This is a genomic window from Janibacter sp. RAF52, assembly GCF_052114035.1.
GTDB lineage: Bacteria > Actinomycetota > Actinomycetes > Actinomycetales > Dermatophilaceae > Janibacter > Janibacter hoylei.
On the sequence record NZ_JBFRDY010000003.1, the window covers coordinates 71,343 to 90,087 of the forward strand.

Annotated in this window: 20 protein-coding genes and 1 pseudogene; 12 read left to right on the forward strand and 9 right to left on the reverse strand. The window is 61.3% G+C overall.

Annotation, left to right across the window (positions count from 1 at the left end):
* Positions 1–8: 8 nt before the first annotated feature.
* The 5 genes from AB4Y78_RS04800 to AB4Y78_RS04820 all read right to left on the reverse strand — a co-directional run bounded on the left by AB4Y78_RS04800 (position 9) and on the right by AB4Y78_RS04820 (position 3,506).
* Positions 9–191, reverse strand: coding sequence for a hypothetical protein (locus tag AB4Y78_RS04800; protein WP_441713114.1), 183 nt, complete (start codon positions 189–191; stop codon positions 9–11).
* Positions 192–226: 35 nt separating this feature from the next.
* Positions 227–832, reverse strand: coding sequence for an MT-A70 family methyltransferase (locus AB4Y78_RS04805; RefSeq protein ID WP_441713115.1), 606 nt, complete (start codon positions 830–832; stop codon positions 227–229).
* 51 nt (positions 833–883) lie between these two features.
* Positions 884–1,597, reverse strand: a complete 714-nt coding sequence (locus tag AB4Y78_RS04810) for a vWA domain-containing protein (protein ID WP_441713116.1) — start codon at positions 1,595–1,597, stop codon at positions 884–886.
* 110 nt (positions 1,598–1,707) lie between these two features.
* The gene (locus tag AB4Y78_RS04815) at positions 1,708–2,745 is read right to left on the reverse strand and encodes a hypothetical protein (protein WP_441713117.1); all 1,038 of its coding nucleotides are present in this window, start codon (positions 2,743–2,745) and stop codon (positions 1,708–1,710) included.
* Positions 2,742–3,506 carry a hypothetical protein gene (locus AB4Y78_RS04820; protein WP_441713118.1) on the reverse strand — a complete coding sequence of 255 codons (765 nt, stop codon included), beginning with the start codon at positions 3,504–3,506 and terminating at the stop codon, positions 2,742–2,744. Before AB4Y78_RS04820 ends, AB4Y78_RS04815 begins: the two co-directional genes overlap by 4 nt.
* Positions 3,507–3,683: 177 nt before the next feature.
* Between AB4Y78_RS04820 and AB4Y78_RS04825 the strand changes: the two genes are divergently transcribed.
* Both AB4Y78_RS04825 and AB4Y78_RS04830 read left to right on the forward strand, forming a co-directional pair.
* Positions 3,684–4,610, forward strand: a complete 927-nt coding sequence (locus AB4Y78_RS04825) for a hypothetical protein (protein ID WP_441713119.1) — start codon at positions 3,684–3,686, stop codon at positions 4,608–4,610.
* Positions 4,611–4,700: 90 nt separating this feature from the next.
* Positions 4,701–5,174 carry a type IV pilin protein gene (locus AB4Y78_RS04830; protein WP_441713120.1) on the forward strand — a complete coding sequence of 158 codons (474 nt, stop codon included), beginning with the start codon at positions 4,701–4,703 and terminating at the stop codon, positions 5,172–5,174.
* A gap of 90 nt (positions 5,175–5,264) precedes the next feature.
* Here the strand turns inward: AB4Y78_RS04830 and AB4Y78_RS04835 are convergent, their stop codons facing one another.
* Both AB4Y78_RS04835 and AB4Y78_RS04840 read right to left on the reverse strand, forming a co-directional pair.
* Positions 5,265–5,780 carry a DUF4411 family protein gene (locus AB4Y78_RS04835; protein WP_441713121.1) on the reverse strand — a complete coding sequence of 172 codons (516 nt, stop codon included), beginning with the start codon at positions 5,778–5,780 and terminating at the stop codon, positions 5,265–5,267.
* Entirely contained in the window at positions 5,777–6,910 is a 1,134-nt protein-coding gene (locus AB4Y78_RS04840) for an ImmA/IrrE family metallo-endopeptidase (protein ID WP_441713122.1), read from the reverse strand. Before AB4Y78_RS04840 ends, AB4Y78_RS04835 begins: the two co-directional genes overlap by 4 nt.
* A gap of 200 nt (positions 6,911–7,110) precedes the next feature.
* Here AB4Y78_RS04840 and AB4Y78_RS04845 point away from each other — a divergent pair.
* From AB4Y78_RS04845 to AB4Y78_RS04865, 5 genes and pseudogenes are all read left to right on the forward strand, one after another.
* A pseudogene (locus AB4Y78_RS04845) lies at positions 7,111–7,243 on the forward strand (translation initiation factor IF-2 N-terminal domain-containing protein); the annotation flags it as partial.
* 508 nt (positions 7,244–7,751) lie between these two features.
* Positions 7,752–8,297, forward strand: a complete 546-nt coding sequence (locus AB4Y78_RS04850) for a hypothetical protein (protein ID WP_441713123.1) — start codon at positions 7,752–7,754, stop codon at positions 8,295–8,297.
* Positions 8,298–8,306: 9 nt separating this feature from the next.
* Entirely contained in the window at positions 8,307–8,450 is a 144-nt protein-coding gene (locus AB4Y78_RS04855; RefSeq protein ID WP_441713124.1) for a hypothetical protein, read from the forward strand.
* A gap of 72 nt (positions 8,451–8,522) precedes the next feature.
* A complete protein-coding gene (locus tag AB4Y78_RS04860; RefSeq protein ID WP_441713125.1) occupies positions 8,523–8,792 on the forward strand; it encodes a hypothetical protein in 270 nt (89 codons plus the stop codon).
* 89 nt (positions 8,793–8,881) lie between these two features.
* Entirely contained in the window at positions 8,882–9,457 is a 576-nt protein-coding gene (locus AB4Y78_RS04865; RefSeq protein WP_441713126.1) for a prepilin-type N-terminal cleavage/methylation domain-containing protein, read from the forward strand.
* 128 nt (positions 9,458–9,585) lie between these two features.
* On the opposite strand, the gene AB4Y78_RS04870 is transcribed toward AB4Y78_RS04865, so the two are convergent.
* The gene (locus AB4Y78_RS04870; RefSeq protein WP_441713127.1) at positions 9,586–10,071 is read right to left on the reverse strand and encodes a DUF3846 domain-containing protein; all 486 of its coding nucleotides are present in this window, start codon (positions 10,069–10,071) and stop codon (positions 9,586–9,588) included.
* Between the two features lie 181 nt (positions 10,072–10,252).
* Here AB4Y78_RS04870 and AB4Y78_RS04875 point away from each other — a divergent pair.
* Positions 10,253–11,469 (forward strand): IS3 family transposase gene (locus AB4Y78_RS04875; RefSeq protein WP_441713128.1). Its coding sequence is split into 2 segments (ribosomal slippage): positions 10,253–10,525 and positions 10,528–11,469, totalling 1,215 coding nucleotides; the frame shifts between segments, so codons are not numbered across the junction.
* 54 nt (positions 11,470–11,523) lie between these two features.
* Here the strand turns inward: AB4Y78_RS04875 and AB4Y78_RS04880 are convergent.
* On the reverse strand, positions 11,524–11,874 hold the full coding sequence (locus AB4Y78_RS04880; RefSeq protein WP_441713129.1) for a ribbon-helix-helix protein, CopG family: 351 nt from the start codon (positions 11,872–11,874) through the stop codon (positions 11,524–11,526).
* A gap of 501 nt (positions 11,875–12,375) precedes the next feature.
* Between AB4Y78_RS04880 and AB4Y78_RS04885 the strand changes: the two genes are divergently transcribed.
* From AB4Y78_RS04885 to AB4Y78_RS04900, 4 genes are read left to right on the forward strand one after another with little or no spacing between them, the layout of a single operon-like run.
* Positions 12,376–13,944: a type I restriction-modification system subunit M gene (locus AB4Y78_RS04885; RefSeq protein ID WP_441736898.1), complete on the forward strand. Its 1,569-nt coding sequence runs from the start codon at positions 12,376–12,378 to the stop codon at positions 13,942–13,944.
* Positions 13,941–14,420: a hypothetical protein gene (locus AB4Y78_RS04890; RefSeq protein WP_441713131.1), complete on the forward strand. Its 480-nt coding sequence runs from the start codon at positions 13,941–13,943 to the stop codon at positions 14,418–14,420. The genes AB4Y78_RS04885 and AB4Y78_RS04890 overlap by 4 nt, the downstream gene beginning before the upstream one ends.
* Positions 14,417–15,628 carry a restriction endonuclease subunit S gene (locus AB4Y78_RS04895; protein WP_441736901.1) on the forward strand — a complete coding sequence of 404 codons (1,212 nt, stop codon included), beginning with the start codon at positions 14,417–14,419 and terminating at the stop codon, positions 15,626–15,628. The genes AB4Y78_RS04890 and AB4Y78_RS04895 overlap by 4 nt, the downstream gene beginning before the upstream one ends.
* Positions 15,625–18,741 (forward strand): type I restriction endonuclease subunit R, encoded by a 3,117-nt coding sequence (locus tag AB4Y78_RS04900; RefSeq protein ID WP_441713133.1) that lies wholly within the window; start codon positions 15,625–15,627, stop codon positions 18,739–18,741. Before AB4Y78_RS04895 ends, AB4Y78_RS04900 begins: the two co-directional genes overlap by 4 nt.
* Positions 18,742–18,745: the final 4 nt, after the last annotated feature.

The following is an 18,745-nucleotide window of genomic DNA, read 5'->3' on the forward strand; positions in this document are numbered from 1 at the left end:
GGTTCCGTTCACCATCTGCGGTTCTTGGTGATGGTCCACTGGATGGCGATCCAGGCGATCAGGACGATGGCCGCAACACCCACCAACCACGGCCAGATCTGCGCCAGAAGCTCCAGCACCAGGCCGAGGGCGATCACGCAGCCCAGCAGCATCAGGCAGGCCGAGAAGAGGCTCTGGACGGGGTTCTTCATGGCCGTCTCACTCTTCTTCTTGGTCTCTGGACTGGTCAAGGCAGGCCACCACCGGTTGGCTCATTGAGCGACAGCACCGCTTGGTCCGAGTAGCTGGGAACCGGATAGCCCGGCACCTGAACGTCGCTGGGGATCTGGTTGCCCCAGACCGACCATTCGGCTGTGGAAGACGGTCGCCGCCGGGCGAACAGCTCCAGGTACGGCCCGGGAGAGACCCTTTCGATGAGCGCGAACTGCTCTTCCGGCTTGTGGCTGTGTTCCACGACGGGCGCGTTGATCCACGTCGGCTGTGACCGGTTGAGTACCGGAGCCTTGCCTCGCGTTGCGAAGAGCACGTGCTCGGTGCTGTTGCGCAGGTAGTTGCCGAGACCGAGCCGGAACTTGACCCACGTCAAGGGACTGCGAACGGTGAACCCCCAGGCCTCCGCGACGTCGTATCCGTCACGCAGGGTGGCGTTGGTGACCCAGAGCCATAGGTGGGCGTTGTCGTCGACGAGGTCAGCGATCGGCATGCCCTTGATGCGGTCTAGCGTCATCAGGTCGTAGTGCTGCTCGGCCCCGCGGGCGCCCTTCTGCTGGACGTCCCAGGGTGGGTCGGCCAGTACCGTCTTGAACTTCGTGGGCTTGGCGATGTTGGTCATGGTCATGCTTCCTTTCGATTGGTTGGATGAACCTCGTGCGAGGTCTGGGTCCTACTGAGCGGCATTCGGGGGCTTCTTGCCATGGCCGCGCCGCCGGGAGAGCCGTGCGGCCTGCCGGTCGAGACGACCACCGACTTCAGATGTCGGGAGGCCTGGACAGGTCAGTTGTCGGACTGCGTTCACTGCGTTGTGGAATCGACGACGCCGAGACCCTTCGGCTTTGGTCCGGCTGTCCTCGCGGTGATGTGTCAGCGCCGACAACAGCGCTCTGGCGATAGCCCCAGGGGGGCTCGCTGTGTCGACAGCCAGCTGGTCGTCGATGCCTGGCAGCGGGTCATCCCTTCCACCTAGAACACAGCCGTAGACACGGCCCGGGAAGTTCGCAAGAGCCTCGAACGGGGCGTCCGGCCGCTTGTCCGTCAGACGGAAGTCGCTGAAGACGATGACGACTGCCTGATGGTCCGGGTGCGCTGCTGCCAACTCGGAGGCCTTCGTGATTGCGGGCAGCATGTCGCTGATGCCACGTGCACCGGGCGGGACTGCCAGCCCACCTTCCAGCTCGGTGAGCCCTTCTCTGGTCAGCGGTACCGCCTCTGTGTCGCCTGCCGGAGAGTCGAAGTGCACGATGGCCGCAAGCTCTTGCTTGCAGCGGCACCTCTGGGCAACTGCATGGATCGCTAGGGCCAGCTCTGCGTAGCGGTTTGAGATCGGGTCGACTCCGCCCGGCGCTGTCACCGACCCCGAGTCATCGACGATGCCGATCACCAGCGTGGGCCGATCTGGGCACTTGCCGACATCGCCGAGCCGGATGGAGGCTGGGGCGGGAGCGTCCTGGACTGAGCCGAGCAGGGTAGGTGACAGGATCTGAGGGGTGATCACGAGCGATCACCGCCCCGCGAGGAACGGCTGCTGCCGTGCCCTGCGACGCCTGGGTTGTTTCCAAGAATGCGCCACTTCAACGCCCTCATCCGTGCGGCGGCGGCACGCCCACGCGCCAGATGTTCCTCGCGGATCGAGATGGCCTGAGCACCGCTCGACGCGTGCCCCTGAACCTCGGGCTTGTTGCTCAAGTCATGCGAGCGCGTCAGCTCTCTCTTGTAGTCGGCCTCCGCTCCGTCGATGGCATCAGCGATCTCGTCGGCGTAGAAGTAGCAGTTGATGACCGAGGCGAATGCGATGCCGAGGGCCAGCAGTCCATACGTGGCTCCGGCGGCTGCCCCATCAGTGATGGCTCGCAGCCAGAAGATTCCGCCCGCGATGGTCAGGGTGGCGATCGCTCCGATACCCAGCGCGCATAGGGCCAGTCGACGACCAGGGTCTGGGTGGGTGAAGAGATGTGCCCACAGCTCCAGATGCTCCGGCACCGCTTGGTGACGCCGCGCGCTATCCCGAAGCGTGCGCAGCTCGCCGCCGACCAGCCCGGCTGTCAGCGCCGCCATGCCCGTCGCCACCGCTTGGGGGATCGCAGTGATCGGGTGCTCGCCATACATGAGGGCAGCGCCCGCTTGGCCAGCGATGTCGCCGCCTAGTAGGGCCGCCCATCGGATCAGGTACCACTTCTTGGCGCCCGGCTCTCGTCTCCGGAACGGCTGGAGGTTCTGACGGGTATTCAGTAGCGCTTGCCGCGATTGAGCCATCACGGCTCGCTGTCGCTTCACCAGACGCCGGACTTCGGTGGAGGCGACGAGAGTCTGACTGTGACCTGCCTCGGGCGAGCGGCTGGCCGCATCCGCCTCCGCCTTCCACAGCTCCAACTGTTCGGCTGCCAGCTCGTCGTACTCGAGTTCGGCGTAGGTGACGTCGTAGGCGTCTGGGCGGCCGACGGCGTGGGCTGAGTCGATCGCTTGCAGTCGACGCGAGTCAGCGACGGCTTCGATGTCGCTACTGACGTCCATGGGCCGGGTCGTCGTCATGACGTCACCCCAGAGACTTCGCTGATTACCCGGCACTTGTCGGCCCCGGAGTTCTGGCAGATCGCCTCGTAGAAGTCCTTCAGGGCATCGACCACGGTGGTCTGCGGTGCAGAGTCGGCGAGCTCACCGATGCCGGCGAACGTCACCGTGCTGCCAGACAGGTCGGTTGCCTCGAACGATGCAGCGGCGCGCTCGGGATCTGCCGTGATCTGCTTGAGGCTGACGCCTGAGGTCTGGAAGCCGTCGGTGATTGCCAGGAACTGGAACTCGCCGTTCTCGACCTGGTCCATCCATTCGCCGAACAGTCTCAGCTGGGCGACTGGGTCGGAGCCACCACCCTCCAGCGAAGGGACAGCCTTGGCATACGCCGTGCTGACTTGTTCAGAGATCTCGGCAACGGCAGGCTCCAGCCGACGGGCCTTGGCTTGGTTGGTCGCGCCCTTGAGTTCGATGCGACCTTCGAACAGCGTCGTCGTCGCGGCGCTCGACGAGGAGAAGGCGACGATCTTGGTGCGACCGCCGCACGCAGCCACCTGCGTCAGCGCAACCTTCAAGGCTCGCAAGCGTGGTCCGGCGAGTGGGCCGTTGTCGCCGGAGGACGTCCCGTCGAAGGCCACGTAACCGTTGACCGGTCCCTGGCAGGCGTCGATCAGGGTCCGGGTGTGGTTGGTCGAGTTCTTGGGTGCGCTGGTGCAGGCGACTGTGCCGAGCACCGTGGTGCTGAGCACGATTGCTGCTAGGGAGCGTTGGGTGCGTCGCATGTTGCCCTCCTTGTTCTTGTCGCATCTGGATCGAGCTGATGAGGCCTTCGACGAGCCGCTGTGGGGCTGGCCGTGCTTCATCTGATTTCGAAGTTAGAAGCGGCGAAACAGGGGCGCGATGCTCTCCGGCATAGTTGGAGTCGCGGCCGATGAAAGTTGGAGTCAGGAGGGCGACGAATGGCTGGTCAAGACCCCGAAGACGTTCGCCAAGAGCTGCTGTACCTGCGCAAGGGGCCCGGTTTCACGCCCGAACGGTTCGCGACCTGCGAGCACCTGCAGGCGATTCTCGGTGGTTCGCCAGAGCCGGGGTGTGTCCTGCGCGAGCGCCTGGAATCGGCGATCCACTCACTGCGTGACGAAGACGCCCAGATACTCCTGGGGATCTTCGCTATGGACGAGGAAACTGGGGGAGTAGCGCCGTTGTCTGCGAGGCGCGACCTGCTCGGGCAGCGACTGGGCTTGAAGCGGGAGGCTGTGGCAGACCGGGACGCGGCGGCCATAGAGCGTCTCCTGACTCAGCTCGTCACTGGTTGGTATCCGAAGTCACCGACGGGGATCCGCATCCCGGAGTCACACAACGGCTTCGTCCAGCACGCCGTCCGGGTGCAGACCCTTGTGCGGGACCGACGGCACATGGAGACGCGGCAGCACTACCGGCTGTTCGCGCTCTTCGATGGGGTCGAGTACCTGACGCTCGCGACGCTCCACGCCAGTCCGCCCTCTGTGATTGGTGATGACTTTCGAGTGCGCACGGTTCAAGGCAGCACCGGCTACCTGCACCAGTTCTGGCATCACACACCGATGTCGCGCGGGCACACCTACGACCTGCGTATCCGGATTAAGAACCCTGAGCCGGACGAGCCATACGTCTTGACCGAAGAGACGATGGCCTTCCACGAGCCAACGCGGGTTGCGTCGTTCGAGGTGGTGTTCATCGGGACGTTGCCATCGATGATCTGGCGGGTTGAGGGCCTCACGGCAGCTGAACGTCCTGGCGGCCCAACCAAAGCGACACGGCTCGATGCAGGTGGCAATTCATCCGTCCGGGCCGACTTCCGTGATGTCTACGGCGGCCTCTACAACGGCATCGCATGGGATTGGTGACGGACAAAGCGTCGCCAAATCCACAACATGGAATTGAATGGGTGGGGCTTATAATAAGAACCAAATAGGCATAAGCAGGAACATCAACATATGACCAAGCCCCAATCGACGATAAACGTAGGATCAATCCGAGGCTTCACGATCGTCGAGCTGTTGATCGTCATCGTGGTGATCGCGATCTTGGCTGCCATTTCGGTGGTTGCCTACAACGGCGTTCAAGATCGAGCCCGGGATTCAGCTCTTCGAACTGACTTGAACAACGCTGCCAAGAAGTTCGAGACTTTCAACGCCATCCACGGACGCTATCCGAACACCTCGGCGGAGTGGTCAGGACTTGGCGTCAAGTTCTCCTTCAGTCCCGTAGGTTCTAGAGCGCTTCTCTGCGCCGACGCAAGCGGATATGCCATCTTTGCCTACCATCCCGACCGCCCCTCGGAGCGTTACCGAATTTCTCCGGGGGGCATCGTCAGTGCAAACGGCATCGGATGGAGCTCTGCGCCGCTCTGCGCGACTACTCCCTACTCCTCGGGCGCCTGGGGCAACAATTGGGTGCTGGGTGGTTAACACCTTCGCGCACGCTAGCTATTCGATGCGTTCGTCAACCTCACTGCATATAGATGCGCGTTGTGCGCGTAGACCCGTATATGGTCGAATTTAGGTTTTCTCCCGACGTAGGAACCCCGTCACCGATACGCAATCGATCCCGAACTCTTTGCAGACGTTCGGGATCTTTGGGCGTCGCCGACTCAGATCCTGCGCCTCGCTCTCGAGGCTGATCACTGCAATCCCCATCGCTCCCGCCAGCGACATCACCTCGAGGTCCCCGAGATAGTTCTCAGTCTTCCCGTAGACGGGGTAGTTGCCCACGATTCGCTTTGCCACCTGAAGTTGGGCCACAGTCTCGACGTCTTTGAACATGTAGTGGTGGTCTTTCACCCACGCCTGGATCGTGGGTGAAGACGTCTGCCACTTGGCAAGTTCTCGTTCGACCTGTCGAGGCGACACGATGACGCCGCTGGCAATCAGGCGCGCGATCAGAGCCCACTGTTCTCCGAAGATGTCGACTCCGTAGTACTCGTCGTCAGTTCCCTTGAGGAAGCTCACGACGACGTTGGTGTCGAGGCAGTACCGAGGTGGTTCATCCTCGAATAGCGCGCCTTGGGTGCTCACGGCGCACCGGCCTCGCCTGCGAACAGTTCGCTCCGAAAGCGGTCGACAGAGTGTTCGCCGACGCCAAGAAGGGCACCGGCGTCCTGACGAGTAAGGGCACCGTCGTCGACGGCTCCGAACACGTTGCGGGCGAACCGTCGACCCACTCGGTTGATCGCTGTCGAGTAGTAGCTGCCCCCGCCCTTCGTGCCTCCCTGGTGCCTTCGGGCTTGGCGGCTCGCCTCCAGCTGGTCGTAGAGGCCCTGCGAAATCGAGCCTCGATCACGCAGCCTGATGAGCAAAGCGGCCTGGCTGACCCGTAAGTGGCGACTCAGCCCGATCAGTTGCTCGTCATCCAGACCTGCAGCAATTGCCTCGCGCACCCCTACACGCTCGTCGTCCAGAAGCGCGTCGGGCAGCAGGACCGCAGCCGTCACCTCGTTGCAGTAACGCTCGACGCTGCGGTGATCATCGAGGTCACAGATGCCTGTGCTTCGGAGGATCACATGGCAGTACTCATGAAGCACCGAAAAGCTGCGCGCGTACGCGGTATCAGTGGTGTCAACCACGACGACGGCCTGATCGCCCTCAGCCCTGCTGAACGCCCGGATGGTCTCGTCACGGAGCTTGCGCTGTAGAACGTAGACACCACGGCGATGGAGGGACTCGACCCAGAGCCGCAGGGCGGCGTATCCGTCCCTGGCTTCCAGTTGGGCGTCGACCGAGACGCTCAGGAACGAACGGATTTCTTGGGCAGCTCGGTCGGCGGGAGTCTCGAGAGTGATCCGCGCATCCGGCACCTGGTAGCCGAGCTCGGGGAACAGATCACTAGCAGCCTCGAGCAGGTCTGCCGCTGCCTCGTACTCCTCCAGCAACGCGGCCGAAGCGGGAGCCTTTTGGTTGGCATGAGTTCGGTTGTCTTGGTTCGGCTGGGGGAGCAACTCCTCCTCATCGCTGAGTAGGCAGGACCATGGCCGCTTGAACAGCTTGCCAAGTGTCTCCAGGTCCTTGAACTCCACTGGCTGGTCCTCTGAGGCGAGAGTCCTCAGGTTTACGGAGGTAGTGATGCGCTCCTCGGCGACTTCCACGGTCATGTGCCGGTTCGCGAGCATGCTGCGAAACCGTGCGGCGCTGACGACGATCGAGGGCATGGCCTGACTCTAGGGAAGGCCACCGACAAGCGGGCCCTCTGACTCGCCTGAGTCATGGGCGACGTGCGGGGCTTCGGGCGGCCTTGCCTGCCTGTGCATAACTTCACGTTGTCACCCCCTCATGAGATCCTCATTACACGGATGTCATTCCGTCGGCGCCAGCCTCGTCGCTAGCGCCGCTCGTTGACAGGGAGGTCCAAGTGGCCAAGGTTCGTGTCTTTGAGTTGGCAAAGGAGCTCGGCATCTCGTCCAAGGACCTGATCCGGAAGCTCGCAGAGCAAGGCGAGTTCGTGAAGTCGGCGTCGTCGACTCTTGAGGCGCCGGTGGTTGTGCGCATGAAGCGGGTGATGTCGGGCAATTCGCCGACCCCTCGGGCCCAGAGGCGGTCGACTCCAGGCAACAACCCGTTCGCCCGGCAGGCGTGGAGCGATCGGCCCCTCGGGCCGCAACAGCAGCGTACGTCCCGCAGTAGGGGAGCGGCTCGCCACTCACCGTCAGGGACGGCGCGAAATAGTCCGGAGGTTGATGAGGCTGCCCGGATCTTCGGTGTCGACCCGTCGGTCCTCAAACCGGCGCGCACGGGGCGAGGTATCTCCAGCGAGGCCGACCCGTGGCTGCTGGCGCTTATCGACCCAGCAGAAAAGCGCCAGTGGCTCAACGCCGGGCTTACCGAGAACGACCTGGCCGTGGCCAAACAGTGCAGGCAGATCGGCATGACGCCGGAGGACCTGCTCGTTGCCTTCCCTCACGGCGAGTCTGCTTTGACGCGGCTTCGTCAAGGGGAGTCGGTAAGCGTGGTGAAGTGGCGCATCGATGAAGCCCGTGGCAGGGCCGGGTAGCGATGGACGAGCAAACGAAGAGCAGGCCACGCCCGGTTGACGGCGAGGTCCGCGCCGGAAGCCAGGACATCCTTGACCAAGCTCGCTGGCTCTATGGGATCCACGCGGACCGCAGCAACAGCGCTCAGCAGCGGGCTACCGCCGTCATGGCATTCGCTGGTGCTGTCCTTGCGATCACCTCATCGGCGATGCCGGAGTCACCAGGTTGGCTCCAGTCGATCGCGTTCCTGATCACGCTAGCCCTCGCCGTGGCGTCGGTGGGTTTGGCTATCTCGTCCCTGGCCCCACGAGCCACTGAGGGACCCAGCGTCAACGACCTGCGCGAACAATGGCGGCAACACCGAAAGTCGGACGGTCCCGTCGAGCACGTCCACCAGATCACAGAGTCGCTTTTGCGCACCACAGCTGATGAGGAGCCGTCGTTTTTGGACCATGCGCGCGAAGAAGCAAATCGAAGGATGACACGACTCAAGTGGGCGTACTGGGCCCTGGGCTCATCGCTGGTTGCTTTGTCGGTTCTGTCGGCCCTAACCGCATTTCACCCCTGAGAGGAAACTATGAGTGAGCAACCAGAGTCCGAGCCGGACGTCGTCGATCCTGGCCGTTTCGAACTGACAGAGCCGGAGTACGAGGTATTCGAGAAGGGCGAACCGAACGTCGCGCAGACCCGTGATGAAGTCGACGGCTCGTCCGACCGGTAGTTCACGGCAGCACAGCGAGTCGGGTGACCCGGAAAGGTCCCAGCAACCGATGACCCCAAGGGAGGAAGTCTCATGTCGCCGATGATGGAGCGTCACTCACACATCGGTGATATCGAGGTGAAGCCAGGAGCGCGCATTCCGTATGGTCTGAGCCTAGAACTACGCTTCAGCGTTACAGTCTATTGCCACGGCGTCGATCCTCAGCGCTGGCTAGGAGAGTTGCGTCTCGGGTCGCGTGTGATCGCTCGAACGGAGCTGATGAACAGCTATGAGCAGGCGGGGCGAGCGGCTGAACTGATGCTGGAGGATAAGTTCGCCGAGTTATTCGGGATCACCAATTGACCCGTGTTGTCGCCAATTCCACAACACCAAAATGAATGGGGGGGGGGCTATAATAAGAACCAAATAGGCATAAGCAGGAACATCAACACATGACCAAGCCCCAATCGACGACAAGCGTAGAATCAAGCCGAGGCTTCACCATCGTCGAGCTGTTGATCGTCATCGTAGTTATCGCGATCCTGGCGACTATCTCGATAGTCGCCTACAACGGTGTTCAGGAGCGAGCTCGAGATTCTCAGCGACTGCAGGATGTCAAGACGATCGCTAAGGCCCTCGAGATGTATTACGCGGACCATGGGCAGTTTCCGTTTGGCGGTTGCTCGTCTTCATGCCCCTCACCCAAGAAGATTAATAATGCGTGGGCAACCACGTCCGACGGGTCGTGGAGCGTTCTCGAGGCAGCGCTGGTGCCTAAGTATCTGAGTTCGCTACCGAAGGACCCTAAGGCGTCCACGACTACAGACCCTGCCATCAGTGGCGGATTCAACTATGACTACGTGATCACAACTAGTTGGTGTATCCCGGCATCCGCTTATGGCTCGCTCTACTTCTTGGCGTATAGGCTGGAGAGCCAGCCGCAGCGGAACGAGACCATCGGGACCTGTTCGGGAACTCCCTCTCTGCCCAATTACTATCCAGCAAGTGAGTTTGCAGTTATAAAGTAGTTGTCTGTCTGTTAATGGTTCACTCAAAGTTGGAAGAAACATGCGACCCCGCTCCCTCCCACAGTCTCTCGACACAGGAAGTCGGCGGGGCCGCATGCTGTTGCTCGGGTTGGCAGACCCGATGGCACCTACGAGTGCGCGATCACACGCACACGCATGACATCCAGTCGCTGATAACTCAGGACGAGACCCCAGGCTCCGGCGACGAAGTAGTCGTCGAAGAGCTCAGGGACCAAGCGCCAGCGAGTCGCTCCTAGTTGCTCTACCTCGACCGAGTAGGTCAAGGATTCAAACAGGAGGAGCAGGAGCGACTCGGGGACGCCTTGGGTCTCGCCCTCGTCATCAGCAGGACCGACCAAGACCACATCTCCGAAGAGTCGGTCATGGGTGGCCCGTCCGTGGAACTGAAGCAGCCAGTGGATGCTCGCTCGACGGTTGACCGGAAGGCCAGCGTGCTTGCCCTCGGTGTTGGCGAAGAAGGACGTTCCGTCGTCGCCAGCAGGTACACCTTCGATCCAGCCACCAACCGCGAGTTGGTAGTCCTCCAAGGACTGGAAGTCCTGAAGGGCAATCGGACGTCGTTCGTCAGACGGGATAAGGATGCCCATGGACATCGTGATCACCTCTTTCGTGGGTGCCGCTCTCCAGCCCGGATTGGCTGGAGAGTTCCGTCCACGAAGGGAGAAGTGGGTGAGGCCCCGGATGACACGCTGAGCGGTCGTCCAGGGGACTGCTGCACCGATAGGTGACATCTGATCTGTGGCGTCGAGGGGCGCTGCTGGAAGGATGGACACCGTGCCCAAGCCCTACCCCAAAGAGTTCCGCGATGACGTGGTTCGGGTCGCGAGGAATCGTCAGCCGGGTCAGCAGTTGAAGCAGATCGCTGCTGACTTCGGGATCAGTGAGTCGTGCCTGACGAACTGGCTCAAGCGTGCCGATGTCGAGGACGGGAACGCGTCGGCTATCACAAGCGAGCAGGTGGCCGAGCTTCGTGAGCTCAAGCGCCGTAACCGGTTGCTGGAGCAAGAGAACGAGGTCCTGCGGCGCGCGGCGGCGTACCTGTCGCAGGCGAACCTGCCCCCAAAATGATGTTCCCGCTCGTCCGCGAGCTGGCCGACAAGAGCGCCCGGATCCGGGTGCCTGTGTCGGTGACGTGCCGGGTACTGAAGTTGTGTCGAGCGCAGTACTACCGGTGGCTTGCTCGTCCGGTGACCGAGGCCGAGCTGGCCTGGGCCCATCGCGCGAACGCGTTGTTCGACGCCCACCGCGATGACCCCGCGTTCGGGTACCGGTACCTCCACGAGGAAGCCGCCCACGCCGGAGCAGGCATGTCGGCCCGTACGGCGTGGAGGATCTGCTCAGCGAACGCATGGTGGTCGATCTTCGGCAAGAAGCGCTCAGCCCGGCCCAGGCCCGGACCGCCGGTGCACGATGACCGCCTCGCGGTCGAGGGCGAGGCGGGCCGCGTCCGCCACGACTTCACCAGCACGACGGCACCGAATCAGGTGTGGCTGACCGACATCACTGAGCATTGGACTGGCGAGGGCAAGCTGTACCTGTGCGCGATCAAGGACGCCTGCTCCGGGCGGATCGTGGGCTACAGCATCGACTCACGCATGACGTCGCACCTGGCTGTCACCGCGCTGAACTCAGCCGTCGCACGCCGCGCCGCTGACGGCGCCGACGTGGCCGGGTGCATCGTGCACAGCGACCGAGGCTCGCAATTTCGAAGCCGCCGATACGTCCACCGCCTGGGCCACCACCAGCTCCTCGGGTCCATGGGTCGAGTCGGCGCCTGCGGCGACAACGCCGCCATGGAATCCTTCTTCGCGCTCCTGCAGAAGAACGTCCTCAACCAACGCCGCTGGGACACCCGCGACGAGTTGCGGATCGCGATTGTCACCTGGATCGAACGCACCTACCACCGCCGACGACGACAAGACCGCCTCGGCCGATTGACGCCCATCGAATACGAGACAACCATGACCACATCAGCCGACCAGGCTGCGTAACTACCCACTGTCACCTATCGGTGCAGCAGTCCCCAGGGCCCCACCGGGTTCGGTCTACTGGGAGGTCTTGCTCGAACCAGTCGACCGTCGGGCTGGAGGCTTCGCCTCGCCCTTGGTGTCGCCATCGCTGTTGAAGATGGCAGCGATGGCGTTGCGACGCGTCTCGGCATCTCGTTCGATGTCGGCGCGGACTGCCTCGGCCTTCTTGAGCAGGTTCGGGTCGCTTTTGGACTTCGCGATCCAGTGCTCGATGGCCAGGCGGATCTCCTCGGTGGTGCTGCGACCGGTCAGCTGGGCAAGAACGTCCAGCTGGGCTCGCAGATCGTCGGTGATCCTGACGGCCAGAGTTCTGAGGGTCTGGCCGCCCGTGGTGCCCGTGGCTGCGGGCTGAGTGTCGCCAGTCATGGCGTACCTCCTCGGTGTGGTGCGGCCGACCACCGGGAGTGGTGATCTCTGAGCCGCATGGCATCGACGAGGTTGAAACCAACAGGGGAGTGAGGCAACTGAACTGTTGGTTTCGCCCATCATTTAATGACAGTTGATGAGAAAACTCAACAGCAATTGTTTAGCGAGCGACTATGACGAGTTCAAATTGGACAAATTAACGGAGGTGGATTATGTCTCTTTGTAGTGGTGTGAAATCAACAACGATTGGTGCCGTCGGATGCAAGACCACTCGAACGTGGGGTCGACGGCGACGCTCAAGCCTCAATCCCGCTGCCTGTCGGTGCCGAGTGACAGGATGAGCGCAGCGCGTCCGGCGACGACGGCAGAGCCTGCTGAGTGGGCCGAACGCTCGTCCGATCACTCGTACATACGTTCGATATTTGCTACAATGAGGGGCAGAATGAACCACCGCCGTCACCAGTCGATGCAGCAGAGTGTCCTCACCGGAGGGCTGTCCTGATGGCGGACCAAGCCAAGGAAGCTCAGCGCGCCGAGCTCCACAAGATGATCTGGCGGATCGCCAACGACCTGCGGGGCAGCGTTGATGGTTGGGACTTCAAGTCCTACGTCCTGGGGATGTTGTTCTACCGATTCATCTCCGAGAATCTGACGGTCTACCTCAACGGTCTCGAGCGAGCCGCAGGGGACGCTGACTTTGACTACGCCAAGCTGTCCGACTCCGATGCTGAGTTCGGACGCAAGGACACCGTGGCCGAGAAGGGCTTCTTCATCCTGCCGTCCGAGCTGTTCGAGAACGTGCGCAACCGCGCAGCGAACGACCCAAACCTCAACGAGACTCTTCAGGGCGTCTTCAAGGACATCGAAGGATCGGCTGTCGGTTCTGACAGCGAGGACGATCTGAAGGGACTCTTCGACGACCTCGACGTCAACAGCTCGAAGCTCGGCAACACCGTGGCCAAGCGCAACGCCAAGTTGGTCAAGCTGCTGGACGCCATTGGCGATCTGCCTCTGGGTAACTTCGGAGACAACTCGATCGACCTGTTCGGCGATGCCTACGAGTACCTGATGCAGATGTATGCCTCCCAGGCCGGCAAGTCTGGCGGTGAGTACTACACGCCTCAGGAAGTCTCCGAGCTGCTGGCTCGCATCACCTTGGTCGGCAAGACTCAGGTCAACAAGGTCTACGACCCGGCTGCTGGATCTGGATCGTTGCTCCTCAAGTTCGCCAAGGTGCTCGGCAAGGAGAACGTCCGTCAGGGCTTCTTCGGTCAGGAGATCAATCTGACGACGTACAACCTCGCGCGGATCAACATGTTCCTGCACGACATCAACTACGAGAAGTTCGACCTGGCCCACGGCGACACGCTCACCGACCCGGCCCACTGGGACGACGAGCCGTTCGAAGCGATCGTCTCCAACCCTCCGTACTCGATCAAGTGGGACGGCGACGCCAACCCGCTGCTGATCAACGACCCGCGTTTCGCTCCGGCTGGAGTGCTGGCTCCGAAGTCGAAGGCCGACCTTGCCTTCACGATGCACATGCTCCACTGGCTCGCGGTCGACGGCACCGCTGCCATCGTCGAGTTCCCTGGGGTGCTCTACCGCGGGGGAGCCGAGCAGAAGATCCGCAAGTACCTGATCGACAACAACTACGTCGACGCAGTGATCCAGTTGCCGCCCGATCTGTTCTTCGGCACCACGATCGCGACCTGCATCATCGTGCTCAAGAAGTCCAAGGCTGACAACAACGTCCTGTTCATCGACGCGTCGGCAAAGTTCAAGCGCGTAGGCAATAAAAACAAGTTGCTGATTGACCACCAGGACGCGATCCTCGACGCCTTCACTAAGCGCGAGAATTCCGACCACGTGACCAAGCTGGTGTCGGCCGAAGAGATCGCTGAGAATGCCTACAACATCGCTGTTTCGTCCTACGTCGAGGCCGAGAACACCCGCGAGGCCGTCGACATCACGGAACTCAACGCCGAGATCGCACGGATCGTTGAGCGCCAGGCGGAGCTGAGGAAGTCCATCGACGCGATTGTGGCTGACCTAGAAGGTGCTGGATGAGCATCGACACCGAGGCGATCAGGCGGAATACCCGCGTTGCCCTCCCTGAGGACGATGCCTATCTCTATCGTCTTGGGGTGGCTCTTTACGGATTCGCCTCAATCAATAGTTTCATGGTCGAAGTTATCTCCTACCTAGATCCGGGTATCGATCGAATCCATCTCAACAATGAGATGTCTGGAAAGGTGCTCGACACTTTTCGAAGCGCTGTCAAGCGGTGGAAGGGGGCGGAGATATCTGATCCAGCGACGCGGGCGGCTGCTGAGTTTGAACTTCTAAATACTCAGCGCTCTGACTTCGTACATTCCTATCCAATAACTAACTCGCTGGGGGAGCAGATCCTTCATCGACGAGTCGACGCCAAGGGGAAGTACTTCGAAGTGACTGGTGAATTTCTCAACGACTTCACGCAGAGACTCGCTCTCGTATCGGATGCGCTGTATGAGATCAGGGCCGCTGTGAGGCCCCAGCTGTGAGCCAGATAGATCAGCTAATGGCGAAGTTGGCGCAGAAGGGCACCCGTCACGTCCTGATGTCCGAGGTCGCAGGATACTCACCTACGCGAATCGATGCCGAGTACCTCGACGAGACTTCGTTCGTTGGAGTAGATAACCTCGTTGCGGATAAGGGTGGAAGGGTTGACGCCAGTTACCTACCTAATACTGCGCGTCTGACTGCCTACGAACCGGGAGACGTTCTGTTGGGCAATATTCGCCCATATCTGAAGAAGGTGTGGCTTGCGACGAACGCCGGAGGGTGCAGCGGTGACGTGCTCGCGGTCCGGATCAAAGATGAGTTCCGACCGGACCTACTGCCGGAGTTCCTCTACTACTTGTTGTCATCCGACGAATTCTTCACCTACAACATGCAGCACGCTAAGGGTGCGAAGATGCCACGCGGGAACAAGCCCGCAATTCTCGGTTACCGAATTCCCGTGCCCCCGCTCGATGTCCAGCACGAAATTGTGAGAATATTGGATCAGTTCACTCAGCTGGAGGCGGAGCTGGAGGCGGAGCTGGAGGCGGAGCTGGAGGCTCGGCGCGTCCAACTCGCCTACTATCGAGGCTCAGCCCTCGGCGAGCAGCGAACAGACATAAAGACCGCAGTCCTCGGCGACATCGCGGATTTCAAGTACGGATTCACCGACAAGGCAGCGGATGTAGGAACGCACCGCTTTCTTCGAATCACTGATATCAATGCTCAGGGAAAGCTATCAGTCGATGGGGCCAAGTTCGTCTCGGCTGGCGATGCCGCGTCCGAGTACGTCGTTCGTCCAGGAGACCTCTTGATGGCGCGTACCGGCGCCACCTATGGGAAAACCATGCTCGTGGACGTCGATGATCCTGCGGTGTACGCGTCGTTCCTGATCCGGATCAGGTTCAAGGAGAGCCAAATGCTGCCCGCCTACTACTGGCACTACGCGCAGAGTGCGGCGTATTGGACCCAGGCCAACTCTCTCGTGAGTAAGGCTGGTCAACCACAGTTCAACGCCAACGCGCTGAAGAAGGTTCGAGTTCCGATGCCCTCACTCGAGGAGCAGCGTCGCATCGTCGACACCCTCGACAAGTTCGATGCCCTCGTCAACGACATCACCATCGGTCTCCCAGCCGAGCTCGCCGCCCGCCGCAAGCAGTACGAGTACTACCGCGACAAGCTCTTGACCTTCGAGGAGGACCCGGCATGACCGAGTCACCGGCACGCAAATACGATCCGATCGCCGTCTCTGCCGAGAGCACTGTCGTCGCCGAGTACATCCCTGATCAGAAGCAAGATGCTGGGTACCAGTCGGAGGCCGACCTCGAGCGGGAGATGATTCGCCTCCTGGAGTCGCAGGCGTACGAGTACCTCCCGATCACCTCGGAAGCTCAGATCGTTGCCAACCTGCGCACCCAGCTGGAAGTGCTCAACGACATCACGTTCAGTAACGACGAGTGGAACCAGTTCTTCAACGAGAAGATCGCTGGCAAGAACGACGGCATCGTCGAGAAGACCGTGCGTATCCAAGAGGACCACGTTCAGCTGCTGACCCGCGACGACGGATCGACCAAGAACATCCGGCTGCTCGACAAGGCCAACATCCACAACAACCGACTCCAGGTGATCAACCAGTACGAGATCGGCAAGGGCGAGGGCGGCGCCAACTACACCAACCGCTACGACGTGACCGTCTTGGTCAACGGCCTGCCGATGGTTCACATCGAGCTGAAGCGTCGGGGAGTCGACCTGCGCGAGGCGTTCAACCAGATCAGCCGATACCAACGAGACAGCTTTTGGGCCGGCTCTGGCCTCTTTGAATACGTGCAGCTGTTCGTCATTAGCAACGGCACGCTGACCAAGTACTACTCCAACAGCACGCGCAGCGCCGTGGTTAAGGAGAGCAGCGCAAAGGGAGGCAAGCGAGGTCGCCAGACCTCCAACAGCTTCGAGTTCACCTCATGGTGGGCCGATGCGCAGAACAAGCCGATCACCGACCTGACGGCCTTCGTAAAGACCTTCTTCGCCAAGCACTCGCTGCTCAATGTCCTGACCAAGTACTGCGTGCTGACCGCGGACCGCCTGTTGCTGGTGATGCGGCCGTATCAGATCGTCGCGACCGAGCGGATCCTGCAGAAGATCGACGTCTCCACCAACTACAAGACCCTTGGAACGGTCGAGGCTGGCGGATACGTCTGGCACACCACGGGTTCAGGCAAGACCCTGACTTCATTCAAGACAGCCCAGCTGGCGTCCAAGCTGCCGTCAGTGGACAAGGTGCTGTTCGTAGTCGACCGCAAGGATCTCGACTACCAGACCATGCGCGAGTACGACCGGTTCGAGAAGGGCGCGGCCAACTCCAACGCCTCGACCTCGGTGCTCAAGCGCCAGCTCGAAGACCCGAATGCCCGGATCATCATCACCACGATCCAGAAGCTCTCGACATTCATCAAGGGCAACAAGGGACACGAGGTCTTCTCGGGCCACGCCGTAATCATCTTCGATGAGTGCCATCGCTCGCAGTTCGGCGACATGCACACCGACATCACCCGGGCGTTCAAGCACTACAACCTGTTCGGGTTCACCGGCACGCCGATCTTCTCGGCCAACGCCAGCAGCGGCGGCAACCCGAAACTCAGGACTACTGAGCAAGCCTTCGGCGACAAGCTGCACACCTACACGATCGTCGACGCCATCACCGACAAGAACGTCCTGCCGTTCCGCATCGACTACATCAACACGGTCAAGGTTGGGGCTCCGGAGGACAAGCAGGTCTCGGCCATCGATTCCGAGAATGCACTGCTCGACCAGCGGCGGCTCGCTGAGATCGTCAAGTACATCCTGGAGCACTTCGACCAGAAGACCCGCCGGTCGTCGAGCTACTCCCACTCCGTGGTCACCAACGTCGGTGACGTCGTCAAGAGCCGTCGCAAGGCGGAAGAGCTCAAAGAGCAGCGACGTGTGCGCGGCTTCAACGCCCTGTTCGCGACCGCGTCCATCGAAGCTGCCCAGCGCTACTACTTGGAGTTCAAGAAGCAGCAGAACGATCTGCCTTCGGACCGTCGTCTCAAGATCGGCATCATCTTCTCCTACGGCGCGAACGAGGCATCGGACGACGGCATCCTCGACGACGAAGCTTTCGACACCGAAGGTCTCGGTGGCGATGCCCGTTCCTTCCTTGAAGAGGCGATCAAGGACTACAACCAGTACTTCGGCACCAGCTACGACACCAGTGCCGACAAGTTCCAGAACTACTACAAAGACTTGTCGCAGCGGATGAAGAACCGCGACATCGACATGGTGATCGTGGTCAACATGTTCCTGACTGGCTTCGACGCCACAACCATGAACACCCTGTTCGTCGACAAGAACCTGCGTGCCCACGGCCTGATCCAGGCGTACTCGCGCACCAATCGCATTCTGAACTCGGTCAAGACCTACGGCAACATCGTCTCCTTCCGCGACCTGGAGGAGGAGACCAACGATGCGATGGCGCTGTTCGGCAACAAGGACGCCAAGGGAGTTGTCGTCCTCAAGCCATACGGCGACTACTACGCCGAGTACTCAGATCGCGCCAACGACCTGTTGTCCAAGTTCCCACTGGGCCAGCCGATCGTCGGCGAAGAGGCGCAGAAGGAGTTCATCGCCCTGTTCGGCGCGATCCTGCGACTGCAGAACATCCTCGTCTCGTTTGACGAGTTCGGGGGCAACGAGATCCTGACCGAGCGACAGAGCCAGGACTACCGGTCGATCTACCTCAACCTCTACGCCGACTTCCGCAAGGACGACGCGGCCGAGAAGGAGTCGATCAACGACGACGTCGTCTTCGAGATCGAGCTGATCAAGCAGGTCGAGATCAACGTCGACTACATCCTGATGCTGGTTGAGAAGTGGCGGGAAGCCTGGGGGGATGGCTCTGACAAGGAGGTAGAGGCTGTCCAGGAGATCCAGCGGGCTGTCGACTCCAGCCCGTCTCTGCGGAGCAAGAAGGACCTGATCATGGACTTCGTCGAACGGGTCACCCTGAACGGCGAGATCGACGACGAATGGCGTGCCTACGTCGATGCCAGGCGCGAGGCCGAGCTGACGGAGATCATTGAGGAACAGGGACTTAAGCCTGAACCCACGCGGGCTTTCGTGGTTGAGGCGTTCCGCGACGGACAGCTGCGGACGGGCGGTACCGCGATCACCAAGATCCTGCCGCCGGTGTCCCGGTTCTCCGCCGGGGGAGGGCATGGCCACAAGAAGCAAGTCGTCGTCGATGCGCTGTCGCGGTTTTTCGATCGGTTCTTCGGTTTGGGCGCTGGACCGGGGGCGGAATAGGGCT

Coding starts and splice junctions, on each gene's coding strand:
- AB4Y78_RS04830 (WP_441713120.1), top strand. CDS start 4,701: ATGACCAAGCCCCAATCGACGATAAACGTAGGATCAATCCGAGGCTTC.
- AB4Y78_RS04900 (WP_441713133.1), top strand. CDS start 15,625: ATGACCGAGTCACCGGCACGCAAATACGATCCGATCGCCGTCTCTGCC.
- AB4Y78_RS04840 (WP_441713122.1), bottom strand. CDS start 6,910: ATGCCCTCGATCGTCGTCAGCGCCGCACGGTTTCGCAGCATGCTCGCG.
- AB4Y78_RS04860 (WP_441713125.1), top strand. CDS start 8,523: ATGTCGCCGATGATGGAGCGTCACTCACACATCGGTGATATCGAGGTG.
- AB4Y78_RS04890 (WP_441713131.1), top strand. CDS start 13,941: ATGAGCATCGACACCGAGGCGATCAGGCGGAATACCCGCGTTGCCCTC.
- AB4Y78_RS04820 (WP_441713118.1), bottom strand. CDS start 3,506: ATGCGACGCACCCAACGCTCCCTAGCAGCAATCGTGCTCAGCACCACG.
- AB4Y78_RS04805 (WP_441713115.1), bottom strand. CDS start 832: ATGACCAACATCGCCAAGCCCACGAAGTTCAAGACGGTACTGGCCGAC.
- AB4Y78_RS04855 (WP_441713124.1), top strand. CDS start 8,307: ATGAGTGAGCAACCAGAGTCCGAGCCGGACGTCGTCGATCCTGGCCGT.
- AB4Y78_RS04865 (WP_441713126.1), top strand. CDS start 8,882: ATGACCAAGCCCCAATCGACGACAAGCGTAGAATCAAGCCGAGGCTTC.
- AB4Y78_RS04800 (WP_441713114.1), bottom strand. CDS start 191: ATGAAGAACCCCGTCCAGAGCCTCTTCTCGGCCTGCCTGATGCTGCTG.
- AB4Y78_RS04880 (WP_441713129.1), bottom strand. CDS start 11,874: ATGACTGGCGACACTCAGCCCGCAGCCACGGGCACCACGGGCGGCCAG.
- AB4Y78_RS04885 (WP_441736898.1), top strand. CDS start 12,376: ATGGCGGACCAAGCCAAGGAAGCTCAGCGCGCCGAGCTCCACAAGATG.
- AB4Y78_RS04815 (WP_441713117.1), bottom strand. CDS start 2,745: ATGACGACGACCCGGCCCATGGACGTCAGTAGCGACATCGAAGCCGTC.
- AB4Y78_RS04870 (WP_441713127.1), bottom strand. CDS start 10,071: ATGTCCATGGGCATCCTTATCCCGTCTGACGAACGACGTCCGATTGCC.
- AB4Y78_RS04850 (WP_441713123.1), top strand. CDS start 7,752: ATGGACGAGCAAACGAAGAGCAGGCCACGCCCGGTTGACGGCGAGGTC.
- AB4Y78_RS04825 (WP_441713119.1), top strand. CDS start 3,684: ATGGCTGGTCAAGACCCCGAAGACGTTCGCCAAGAGCTGCTGTACCTG.